Here is an 11,809-nt window from a genome sequence, read left to right as displayed (position 1 = left end):
GCCGACACCACCACCACGGAACACTGAGGGCGGAGTATGAACATCACCGAGGATTCGGTCGGCGGCGTCACGGTTCTGCGGACCGAGGGGCGCATTGACAGCGGCAACGCCAGCGATTTCGAATCGCATCTGGTCCGGGCGGTTGGCGAGGGCAAGGCCCGGCTGGTCGTGGACATGGCCCAGCTCACCTACATCAGCTCCGCCGGGCTGCGCGCCCTGCTGATCGCGGCGAAGAAGGCCCGGCCCAACGGCGGGCGCATCGCCCTGTCGGCGATGGCCGCCCACATCCGCGAGGTCTTCGATCTCAGCGGTTTTTCCTCGCTGTTCGAAATTCACCCGACCGAGGCGGCGGCGGTGGCCGCGTTGGCGGCGGGCTGAGCGCCCCCACAGCGGCGGCGTGGGCGGTTTCCGCGCCGCAATTCTGGGCATTTGACGGCATTTGCCCATTTGGTGGGCGCAAAAGAAAGGCTCCGGCGCAAGAAACGCCGGAGCCTTAAGTCATGCGTGGAACCAACCGGGTGAATCTTTGCAAGCGGTGGGCCATGGTTGGCCCCGTGGGGAACGCGCCACCGCTTCGGTGACACAAACGCTTCGGTGACAAATGATCGACGGTCAAAACCCTGTCACTTGACAGAGGGTGGAACTCGGCTATCGTCATTTTTGAAACTGGCGGGTTCCATTTTATGCCGTTCGACGTGGAAAACATACCCGATTGGCGTGCCAAGCGGCGGGAGGAGATCCTCACCGCCGCGTCCGAACTCTTCGCAGGCCGTGATTACACCGACGTCCAGGTGGACGAGGTGGCGCGCCGGGCCGGGGTGGGCAAGGCCACGCTCTACCGTTACTTCCCCTCCAAGGAAGAATTGTATCTGGAGTCGCTGGAGCGCGCGCTCGGCGGGATGGAGGCGCGGCTGAACGCCCACGCCCCGCCGGTCGAAACGGCGGCCTCGCGCCTGCGGGTCATGGTGGCGGCCTTGATCGACACGCTGAGCGAGCAGCTTCACACCCTGAAGCTGATGGGGGGCGACCAATCCGATCTGGCCGACCGCACCCGCCGCATCCTGCGCCGCCGCAGCGCCCAGACCGCCGCCGCCCTGCGGTCGGTTCTGGACGACGGGGTGGCCGCCGGGGAGTTCCGGCGCATCGACACCGACGTCACCCCCTTCCTCATCATCGGCATGGTGCGCGGGGCCATCATGATGGCGGGCGACCGCCCGCGCGCGGCGTTGGAACAGGCGGTTCTCGATCTGGTCCTGACCGCCGCCACCGCCCCAACTGCCACCGCCCCAAGCGCCACCGCGAGTCCTTTCCTGTCCGCCACCGCCGCGATTCCAGCCGGGAGCCAGACGACGTGAGCACGAAACGAATCCTCATCCTGCTGCCCCTGCTGGCCGCCATCGGCGCGGGGGGCGTGTGGTACACGCAAAAGCTCGGGGGGGAACCGCAGACCGCCAAGGCGGCGGCCCCGCCCGCGTCGCGCAGCGTTCCGGTCGTCACCCGCGTGGCGGAGGTCCGCCCGGTCGCCGAACGCATCGGGACCATCGGGTCGGTCCAGCCCATCGCCGCCATCGCCATCAAGGCGCGGGTCGACACGGTGGTCGAGACCGTCCATTTCGCCGAGGGGCAGGAGGTGAAGGCGGGCGAACCGCTGTTCACCCTCGATTCCCGGTCCCTGGAAGCGCAGCTTCGTCAGGCCGAAGCCAATCTGGAGCGCGACCGCGCCAATCTGGAAAAGGCCAAGGGCGACGTCCGGCGCTATGGCGAACTGGTGCGCACCAACGCGATTTCCCGCACCCAATACGACGCGGCGGTCGCCACCGCCGATGCGCTGGAGGGCACGATCAAGGCCGATCTGGCCGCGATCGAAGCGGCCAAGGTGTCGTTGAGCTTCACCCGCATCACCGCCCCGATGGCCGGGCGCACCGGAACCGTCAACGCCAAGACCGGAACCATGGTGCGCGCCGCCGACACCGCCCCGCTGGTGACGCTGACGCAGCTTCGCCCGATCAACGTGTCGTTCAACGTGCCCGAACGCCATTTGCCGACGATCCGCCGGGCGCTGACCGAAGGCGCGCTGAAGGTGACGGCGGCGATCCCCGGCTCGTCCCAGCCGCCCGCCGAGGGAACCGTCAGCTTTGTCGACAGCCAGGTCGATCAACAGACCGGGACCATTTTGGTCAAGGGTGAGTTTCCCAACACCGACACCCGGCTGTGGCCGGGCCAGTTCGTGGACACGGTGCTGACTCTGCGCGTCGATCCCACGGCGCTGACCGTGCCGGACGCGGCGGTGCAGACCGGCCAGCAGGGCCGTTTCGTCTACGCCGTGAAGGCGGACGAGACGGTGGAGGTGCGCCCGGTGACGGTGGCGCGCAGCCAGGACGGCGTCGCCGTGATCACCAGCGGCGTGGCCGCCGGGGACCGGGTGGTCGTCGATGGCCAATCGCGCCTGTATCCCGGCGCCAAGATCGCCGAGCGGGCCGACAAGCCGGCCGGTGACAAACCGGCGGGTGACAAGCCTGTTGGCGACAAGCCGGGTGATGGCAGCAAGAAGAAGGCGGACACCCCCGCCGCCAGCGGAGGCGCCTCATGAATCTCTCGGAGCTATGCATCCGCCGTCCGATCATGACCATCCTGCTGACGGCGGCGATGGTCCTGGGCGGTTTGGCCGCCTACCGCCAGCTTCCCACCGCCGCGCTGCCGCGCGTGGATTTCCCGGTGGTCAGCGTGTCGGCCAGCTTGCCGGGGGCCAGTCCGGAAACCATGGCGGCGTCGGTCGCCAGCCCGTTGGAGCGTGAATTCTCCACCATCGCCGGGATCGACACGCTCACCTCGTCCAGCACGCTGGGCAACACGTCGATCACCATCCAATTCGTGCTGGAACGCGACATCGACGCGGCGGCGGCGGATGTGCAGGCGGCCATCGCCCGCACCCTGCGCCGCCTGCCCGCCGAAATGACCACGCCGCCGAGTTACCGCAAGGTCAACCCGGCCGATCAGCCCATCCTGTTCATCTCGTTGAACTCGCCCACCCTGCAACTGTCGGCGCTGAACGACATCGCCGAAACCATCGTCCAGCCCAAGGTCGCCACCTTGCAGGGCGTGGCGCAGGTGCAGATTTACGGCTCGCAGAAATACGCCGTGCGCGTCCAGGTCGATCCCAACGCGCTGGCCGTGCGCGGCATCGGCATCGACGAGTTGCAAAAGGCGATGACAGCGGCCAACGCCAACACCCCGGTCGGCACGCTGACCGGCGACCGGCAGCAGCTGGTCATCGCCGCCAACCCGCAGCTTCCCAACGCCGCCGCCTTCCGCGACCTCATCATCGCCTACCGCAACAACGCGCCGGTGCGTGTGGGCGACGTGGCGACGGTGCTGGACAGCGTGGAGAACAGCCGGACGGCGAGCTGGCTGAACGGGACCCGCACCATCATGCTGGCGGTCCAACGCCAGCCCGACGCCAACACGGTGGAGGTGGTGGACCGCGTTCGCGCCCTGATCCCGACCTTCCAGGCCCAGCTTCCGGCCTCGGCCTCGATCAAGATCGTCAACGACCGGTCCCTGTCGATCCGCGAGGCGGTGGAGGACGTGCAATTCACCCTGGCGCTGACCATCGTTCTGGTCGTGCTGGTGATCTTCCTGTTCCTGCGGCGGCTGTCGGCGACTCTGATTCCGGCGCTGGCGGTTCCCATCTCGCTGATCGCCACGGCGGGCGGCATGCAGATGATGGGCTATTCCATCGACAACATTTCGCTGATGGCGCTGACGCTGGCCGTCGGGTTGGTCGTCGATGACGCCATCGTGATGATGGAAAACATTGTCCGCTATGTGGAAGAGGGGATGAAGCCGTTCGAGGCGGCGATCAAGGGCGCGCGCGAAATCGGCTTCACCATCGTGTCGATCACCCTGTCGCTGGTCGCCGTCTTCATCCCCATCCTGCTGATGGGCGGGGTGGTCGGGCGGTTGTTCCACGAATTCGCCATGGTCGTGACGATGGCCATCGCCGCGTCGGCCTTTGTGTCGCTGACGCTGACGCCGATGATGTGCTCCCGCTTCCTGACCCACCACGCGCCGGGTGATGAGAATCTGTTCGGGCGCATCCTGGAGGGCGGGTTCACCCTGCTGCTGAACGGCTACGCCGCCTCGCTGCGCTGGACCCTGCGCCACCGGCCCCTGATGGGGCTGCTGATGATCGGCACGGTGGTCGGGTCGGTGATGCTGTTCCAGGCGGTGCCGAAGGGCTTTTTCCCGACGGAGGACATCGGGCAAATCCAGGTGACGACCGAGGCCGCCGCCGACATCGCCTTTCCGGCCATGGCCGAACGGCAGCAGAAGGTGGCGGCGATCATCCAGGCCCATCCGGCGGTGGCGGATGTCACCTCCTCCGTCGGCGTGGGCGGCAACACCGGCAACCAAGGCCGCATGTTCATCGTGCTGAAGCCGCGCGACGAACGCCCGCCGGTGGCGGAGATCATCCAGCAGATCCGCCGCCAGGTGAACGGCATCCCCGGCATGGCGGTCTACATGCAGCCGGTGCAGAATCTGCGCATCGGCGGCCGCCAGTCCAAGAGCCTGTACCAATACACCATCCAGGCGCTGGATCTGGACGAGCTGTATCAATGGTCGGCCAAGCTGGAAGGCTCCCTGCGGGCCATGCCCAAGCTTCAGGACGTGACCAGCGACCTGCAACTGAACAATCCGCAGGCCTTCGTCCGCATCGACCGTGAAAAGGCGGCGACGCTGGGGGTCGGCGTCGATCTGGTGCGCTCCACGCTCTACAGCGCCTTCGGTCAGCGGCAGGTGTCCACCATCTACACCCCCAGCAACGATTATCAGGTGCTGATCGAGCTGGAGCCGAAGTATCAGCAGGATGACAGCGCCCTGTCGCGCATCTATGTGCGGTCGTCCACGGGCAAGCTGGTTCCGCTCGACGCCTTCGCGCGGGTGGAGCGCACCGCCGGACCGCTGGCGGTCAATCACCAGGGCCAGTTGCCCGCCGTGACCCTGTCCTTCAACCTCGCTCCCGGCGTGTCGCTGGGCGAGGCGGTGGAGATGATCCGGGGGACCGAACGCGAGCTGGGTCTGCCCGCCACCGTGTCCACCGGCTTTGCCGGAACCGCCCAGGTGTTCCAGGATGCCCAGGCGGGGCAGGCCCTGCTGTTGAGCGCGGCGGTGCTGGTCATCTACATCGTGTTGGGCGTGCTGTACGAAAGCTTCGTCCACCCGCTGACCATTCTGTCGGGTCTGCCGTCGGCGGCGATTGGGGCCTTGGCCACCCTGCTGGTGTTCAACCAGGAACTGAGCGTCATCGCCATCATCGGCATTCTGATGCTGATCGGCATCGTGAAGAAGAACGCCATCATGATGATCGACTTTGCGGTCGAGGCGCGGCGCGGCGGATCGACGGCGCGCGACGCCATCGAACAGGCCTGCGTGTTGCGCTTCCGCCCGATCATGATGACGACGATGGCGGCGATCATGGGCACGTTGCCCATCGCCATGGCGCATGGCGCGGCGGCGGAACTGCGCCAGCCCCTTGGCTTGGCCGTGGTTGGCGGGTTGTGCGTGTCGCAGGTCCTGACGCTCTACATCACCCCGACCCTGTATCTCTACATGGAGGATCTGGCCAATCTGGTGCACCGGTTGATCCACGGCGCGCCGACGGTGGTGGCTCCGCAAGGTCCGGCGACCGCCGATGGTGACTGATTCGTCGGGGCGTGTTTGATCGGGATGTGGAAAACGGCGCCCCGGTGGGGCGCCGTTTTGCTGTGTGGAGTCGCAAGGCCGCTCTACACCGCGATCTGCGTGACCATCGGCGTGTTCACACCGGCATCGGCGCGGCGGTAGGCGTCGATGGCCTCGGTCCAGGGTTCGATGTGCAGGCCCTGCCCGACGACTTCCTGATGCAGGCTCTGTGTCACGAATCCGGCGTTGGGCAGGGCGGTCTGCGGCAGTGGCCCTGGTGACACCGGGCCGCTGCTGGCAGCGCTGTCGGCGGCGGCGGAGCCGCTGGCGGCACCGGCGGTGGTCCGGCTGGTCGCGCGGGTCTGGTCGGTTCCGGTCTCCCCGCTCCGGCGCAGGGCCTCGTCCGTGGCCGACAGCGGCTGATCGGACGAGGAGCGTCTGCGTTCCTCTTCCCCCGGCACACGGCGAATCGGCTGCACCGCCGCCGCGTCGCTGGCCAGCATCTGCCGCAGCTTCGCCAGCCCGGACGGGCTTTGCGCGCTTGATGACGGCGAGGGCAGGGCGAGGAGCGTGGACAAGGGGGGCGGGATCCGTTCGCGTTGACTGATGATTCCTGACTCAAAACAGCCTATCAGAGCAAGGGTTCTCAAATCATTAAAATACCAGATAAATGCAATTGATATGACATCCATTCATTTTGCGCCCGCCCGGCATCTTGCGCCCTCTCGGCAGACTGGGTTGAGCCTGTTACACTGCAACCGTTGAGACATCTTCGCCCCCCTCCTCCAACGGCTCTTGGTCGCCTCCCTTGCTCCAGCCCGACGCCATCGCCGCAGCGCCCAAGACGGAGGCCGACCGCCTGTCGCTGTTGATGGCGCACATGGATCAGGGCGTGATGATGGTGGCCCCCGATCTCACGATCGTGGCGATCAACGACCCGGTGCTGGCGATGTTCGGTTTGCCGCTGGGGGAGCGGTTCAGGACCTACGCCGATTTCATCCGGTGCCTGTGCGAGCATGGTGAGTTCGGGCCGTGCAACTTCGACGCCCAGGTCGAAGAGATGGTTCGCTTTGCCCAATCCAGCGACCGGGTGCGGCACGAGCATTCCCGTCCGGGAGGGCAAATTCTCGAAATCTGCACACGGCGGCTTCCGGATGGCGGATTCGTCCGCACCCACATCGACATCACCGACCGCAAGCGCGGTGAAGCGGAGCTGGCGGACAAGCGCGAAACCCTTCGTCTGATTCTCGACAACATCGATCAGGGCTTTGTTCTGTTCGACCGCGATCTGGTGTCGCTGGCGCACAACAAAAGACTGTGGGAGTTGACGGGAATCCCGCAAGAGGCGGCGGCGCATTTCACGCGAATGCAGGACAGCGTCCGCTATCAGTTGAAAACCGGCATGCTGCGGGTTCCTCCCGATGCGCCCGACCTGGGTGATGATCTGGAGGCCAAGGTCAACTACATCGTTGAGCACACGGCCCGCCCGGATGAGGAGTGCGTGTACACCCGCGACCAGCATGACGGGCGGATCATGGAGGTGCGGGTGGTCCCGCAGCCCGACGGCGGGCAGCTCCGCACCTTCACCGACATCACGAAATGGGTGCGGGCGGAGGAGGAGGCGCGGCGCAGCCGGGAAATCCTGACCGGTGTCATCGACGCGCTGCCCGCCTTGATCGACGTGCGCGACCGCAACGGCGTCATCCTCTACTCAAACCGCTCCTTCCGCGCCATCCACGGCGAGTCGCCGACCGTGCCAGACCGTGGACCGTCATCGGAGCGGTCCGAGAATCTGAACCGTCTGGTGATCGAAACCGGGCAGGGTGTGCCGTTCTTCGAGGAAAGCGGGCGTGACGCCAACGGGGTGCGCTGCGACTGGCTGACCAGCAAGATGCCGCTGACCGACCGCAACGGCGAGGTGCAGCACATCGTCACCGTTGCGCTGGACGTGACCGCGCGCAAGCGGGCGGAAGAAGAGTTGCGCGACGCACAGGCCAGCCTGATCCAGGCGGAGAAGATGGCCTCCCTGGCCCAGCTGGTCGCCGGGGTGGCGCATGAGGTCAACACCCCGATCGGCGTGACGCTGACCGCGATTTCTCATCTGGACGAAGAGGTGCGGAAAATCCGGGCGCTGTTTGACAGCAACCGGGTCAAGCGCAGCGATTTCCAAGTGTTCCTGGATGTCGCGTGGGAAACCACGCGGATGATCCTGTCGAACATCGAGCGCGCCGCGAATCTGGTTCAGAGCTTCAAGCAGGTGGCGGTCGATCAGGCCAGCGGCGAACGGCGCGCCTTTGATCTGGCCACCTATGTGGACGAGGTGCTGCTCAGCCTGCGCCCCCGTCTGCGCAAGACACGGGTGACGCTGAGCATCGACATTCCCCCCGGCCTGGAGGTGGATGGCCATCCCGGTTCCTTTGCGCAGGTCCTGTCCAATCTGGTCATCAACGCGCTGGTTCACGCCTTCGACGAAGGGCAGGAGGGGGAAATCCGGCTGCACGCGACGGAGGCGAACGGCTGGGTGACGATGCGTTACCGCGACACCGGCAAGGGCATTCCGCCGGAACTGCGCAGCCGGGTGTTCGATCCCTTTTTCACCACCAAACGCGGGGCCGGGGCCAGCGGCCTGGGCCTGAGCATTTGCGCCAACATCATGACGACGACGATGAAAGGCTCCATCACGCTGGAGTCGGTGGATGGGCCGGGGACCGGCTTCGTCCTGCGTTTTCCCTTGCGGATCAAGCCCGCCTGACCCCCGGACGGACCCGCAAGGACGCGGGGGCGCGGCGCAAACGCAGCGCAGGCCGCCGGTGTGTGACCGGCGGCCTGCGCGTAGCGTCAGCGAAGGGGTGGCGAATGGCGCGCGTTACAGCGCGTCGGCGACCTGGAAACCCTTCCAATAAGGATCGCGGTCATCCACGAAAATGGTGTTGTAACCGGTGACGCGCGCCCACCCTTCGATGGACGGGATGATGGCGGGCAGGCCGCCGACCTCGGTCGTGCCTTCGATCCGGCCGATGAATTTGGACGCGATGATGCTCTCGTGCACGAAATCCTCCCCGGGGGCCAGACGGCCCAGGGCGTGCAGATGGGCCATGCGCGCCGACGTGCCGGTTCCGCAGGGCGATCGGTCGATGGCCTTGTCGCCGTAGAAGACGGCGTTGCGGGCGGTTCCGTCCGGCGTGGTCGGCTTGCCGGTCCACAGCACATGCGTCAGCCGGTTCAGCGCCGGGTTGGTCGGGTGGACGATGCTGTGGCGGGCGTTGAAGGCGGCGCGCAGCTTGGGCGAATACTCCAGGATCTGCGACGGTTGCAGGTCCGACAGGTCGGCGTAGCCGGGCTGCGGCTCGACGATGGCGTAGAAATTTCCGCCGAACGCCACATCGACGGTGATGGTCCCCAGGCCCGGAACCTCGACCTCATAGCCCCGGCCCAGCAGGAAGGACGGCACGTTGGTCAGGCGGACGCTCTCGACATAGGGGCCGTTCTGGACATAGCGCGCCTCGACCAGCCCCGCCGGGGTGTCCAGCCGCAGCAGGCCCGGCGTCTTGGGCGTGACCAGACCATGTTCGATGATGGTGGTCACGGTGCCGATGGTCCCATGGCCGCACATCGGCAGGCAGCCCGACGTTTCGATGAAGAGGATACCGACGTCGCAATCCTCCCGCGTCGGCGGGTAGAGGATGGAGCCGGACATCATGTCGTGGCCGCGCGGTTCGAACATCAGCGCCAGCCGGATCCAATCATGCTCGGCCAGAAACTCCTGGCGGCGCTCGAACATGGTCGCCCCCTTCAGCACCGGGATGCTGCCCCCGGTGACGACGCGGACGGGGTTGCCGCAGGTGTGACCGTCGATGCAGAAAAAGCTGTGGCGGGCCATGGGGTTGGACCTTTCGCGGGCGGGCCGGGATCAGAAGCGTTGCGGGGAAAAGGCGTCGAGCGGCAGCGGCGGGGCGCGGCGGTCGATCTGGGCCGCCACCAGTTCGGCGGTGATCGCCGCCTGTGTCAAACCATAATGCCCGTGGCCGAAGGCGTGGATCACCTGCGGGATGGCGGACGCGGTGCCGATGACCGGCAGGCTGTCCGGGATCGACGGGCGGAAGCACAGCCGCCGCACGCCCTCCACCGCGCCCAGATCGGGCAGGAAGCGGCGCAGCTTGCCCAGCAGGGCGTCCACGCGGGCGTAGTTGGGATCGGCGTCCAACCCGGCGAACTCCACCGCCCCGCCGATGCGGTCGCCGCAGGCGAGCGGGGAGGTGACGAAGCCGTGCCCCTCATACATCACCGGGCGCGACAGGCCGAGCGTTCCCGCCGTGGTGGTGACGTTGTAGCCGCGTTCGGTGTCGAGCGGCACCCGGTCGCCCGCCGTCGCCGCCAGCGGCTTCGACCATGCCCCCAGCGCCAGCACGGCGCGGTCGGCGGCCAGTTCGGTGCCGTTGGCAAAGCGCACGCTCACCCCGTCGCCGCGCGCGGCGAAGGACTGCACGGCACCGGTGACGACCTCAGCCCCGCGCGCGACGGCCCGTTGCCCCAGGCGTTCGGTCAGATCGGCGGGGTCGGTGACGTGCGGCACCGTTGGGTAATGTGCGCCCCCCTGGATCCAGCCGCTGGCGACGGCGCGGCCAAAGGCGGGTTCCAGTTCCGCCACCTCCGGCGCGGTCAGGGTCTGCACCGGAACGCCAAGATCCCGCTGGCGTTTGGCCAGGGCCGGGAACTGGGCAAAGGCGCTGGCGTCGCTCCAGACCGACACTTGACCGCGCTCCACCAGCGCGTCGGTCAGGTCCAGCGCCGCCAGCCGCCGTTTCCAGGCGGGCAGGGCGGCCCCGTTCAGGGCGGCGATGGCGTGGGTGGACGCCTCGATCCGCTGCGGGCTGGACGCGGCGACGAAGCGCAGCATCCAGGGCAGGATCGCGGGCAGATAGGCCGGGCGGATGGTCAACGGCCCCAGCGGGTCGCACAGCCAGCGCGGCAGGTTGCGCCACGCCTTGGGGCCGGCCAGCGGCAGGATGTCGGCGTGGGCGATCCAGCCGGCGTTGCGGCCCGACGCCTGCGCGCCGAAGCCCTCGCGGTCGATGATCGTCACCGCATGGCCGCCGTCGAGCAGGGCATGGGCGATGGTGACGCCGATGACGCCCCCTCCGACGACGGCGATGCGCATGACGGGTGGTCTCCTCAAACCGAGTGGTGCGATCAGGCCTTCAGCGGCGGCAGGCCGACGTCGGGCAGGACCGGGCGGGTGGCCAGCGCCTTGCGGACGATGGCTTCGACCTCGTCGCGCTCGGCCCCTTCCAGCGGCAGGCGGGGTGGACGGGTCAGCAGGCCGCCGCGCCCGGCGATGTGTTCGGCCAGCTTGATGCTCTGCACCAGATCGGCGCGGGCGTCCAGATGGAGCAACGGCATGAACCAGTCATAGATCGGCAGCGCTTCGTCCAGGCGACGGTCGCGGGCCAGCCGGAACAGCGTCTCCCCTTCGCGCGGGAAGATGTTCGACATGCCGGAAATCCAGCCGACCGCGCCCAGCAGCACGCTTTCCAACACCACGTCGTCCAGGCCGCACAGCGGGATGAAGCGGTCGCCGGTCATGTTGCGGACATCGACGATGCGCCGGGTGTCGCCCGAGGATTCCTTGAACGCCACGATGGTGTCCACATCGGCCAGGGTGGCCAGCATCACCGGCGTCACGTCGGTGCGGTAGGCGGGCGGGTTGTTGTAGAGCATGATCGGCAGGTCGGTCGCCGCCGCCACGCCCCGGAAATGCGCCAGCGTTTCGCGCGGCTTGGCCGGATAGACCATGGCGGGCAGCACCATCAACCCATGCGCCCCGGCCTTGGCCGCCATCCGCGCCGTCGTCGCGGCCAGCTCGGTGGTGTATTCGGCCACGCCGACGATCACCGGAACCCGGCCCGCCGACACCGCCACCGCCGTTTCCACCAGCTCCTGCTTTTCCGCCAGGGTCAGGGCGGTGTTCTCGCCCACCGTGCCGCCGACGATCAGGCCCGACACGCCATCATCGATCAACGCGCCGATGACCTTGGCGGTGGCCGCCGTGTCCAGCGAGAAATCATCGCGGAACTGGGTGGTGACGGCGGGGAAAACCCCCTTCCAGCGTTGGCGCGGATCCATGCGG

General features: G+C 67.4%; 9 protein-coding genes. 5 read left to right on the top strand and 4 right to left on the bottom strand.

Annotated elements, in window-relative coordinates; all coding sequences use genetic code 11:
- Positions 1-36 precede the first annotated feature (36 nt).
- From EJ903_RS21345 to EJ903_RS21330, 4 genes are all read left to right on the top strand, one after another.
- Positions 37-378, top strand: coding sequence for an STAS domain-containing protein (locus tag EJ903_RS21345; RefSeq protein WP_126619259.1), 342 nt, complete (start codon positions 37-39; stop codon positions 376-378).
- 305 nt (positions 379-683) lie between these two features.
- Positions 684-1,355 carry a TetR/AcrR family transcriptional regulator gene (locus EJ903_RS21340; RefSeq protein WP_126619257.1) on the top strand — a complete coding sequence of 224 codons (672 nt, stop codon included), beginning with the start codon at positions 684-686 and terminating at the stop codon, positions 1,353-1,355.
- The gene (locus tag EJ903_RS21335; protein WP_126619255.1) at positions 1,352-2,590 is read left to right on the top strand and encodes an efflux RND transporter periplasmic adaptor subunit; all 1,239 of its coding nucleotides are present in this window, start codon (positions 1,352-1,354) and stop codon (positions 2,588-2,590) included. Before EJ903_RS21340 ends, EJ903_RS21335 begins: the two co-directional genes overlap by 4 nt.
- Positions 2,587-5,703 (top strand): efflux RND transporter permease subunit, encoded by a 3,117-nt coding sequence (locus EJ903_RS21330; RefSeq protein ID WP_126619253.1) that lies wholly within the window; start codon positions 2,587-2,589, stop codon positions 5,701-5,703. Before EJ903_RS21335 ends, EJ903_RS21330 begins: the two co-directional genes overlap by 4 nt.
- Before the next feature lie 83 nt (positions 5,704-5,786).
- Here the strand turns inward: EJ903_RS21330 and EJ903_RS27030 are convergent, their stop codons facing one another.
- Positions 5,787-6,260, bottom strand: a complete 474-nt coding sequence (locus EJ903_RS27030; protein ID WP_158627967.1) for a hypothetical protein — start codon at positions 6,258-6,260, stop codon at positions 5,787-5,789.
- 230 nt (positions 6,261-6,490) lie between these two features.
- On the opposite strand from EJ903_RS27030, the gene EJ903_RS21320 reads away from it, so the two are divergent.
- Positions 6,491-8,434, top strand: coding sequence for a PAS-domain containing protein (locus EJ903_RS21320; protein WP_246015817.1), 1,944 nt, complete (start codon positions 6,491-6,493; stop codon positions 8,432-8,434).
- A 114-nt stretch (positions 8,435-8,548) separates the two neighbouring features.
- On the opposite strand, the gene EJ903_RS21315 is transcribed toward EJ903_RS21320, so the two are convergent.
- The 3 genes from EJ903_RS21315 to EJ903_RS21305 are packed head-to-tail and all read right to left on the bottom strand — an operon-like array spanning position 8,549 to position 11,805.
- Entirely contained in the window at positions 8,549-9,562 is a 1,014-nt protein-coding gene (locus tag EJ903_RS21315) for a 4-hydroxyproline epimerase (RefSeq protein ID WP_126619249.1), read from the bottom strand.
- Between the two features lie 30 nt (positions 9,563-9,592).
- Complete coding sequence (locus tag EJ903_RS21310) at positions 9,593-10,840, bottom strand: NAD(P)/FAD-dependent oxidoreductase (protein ID WP_126619247.1); 1,248 nt, start codon at positions 10,838-10,840, stop codon at positions 9,593-9,595.
- Between the two features lie 32 nt (positions 10,841-10,872).
- Positions 10,873-11,805 carry a dihydrodipicolinate synthase family protein gene (locus EJ903_RS21305; RefSeq protein ID WP_126619245.1) on the bottom strand — a complete coding sequence of 311 codons (933 nt, stop codon included), beginning with the start codon at positions 11,803-11,805 and terminating at the stop codon, positions 10,873-10,875.
- Positions 11,806-11,809: the final 4 nt, after the last annotated feature.

Origin of the sequence: Azospirillum griseum (assembly GCF_003966125.1) — a bacterium.
In the GTDB taxonomy this organism is placed as follows: domain Bacteria; phylum Pseudomonadota; class Alphaproteobacteria; order Azospirillales; family Azospirillaceae; genus Azospirillum; species Azospirillum griseum.
The sequence above is the reverse complement of the archived record's forward strand: the minus strand, read 5'-3'. Positions and strand labels throughout refer to the sequence as shown.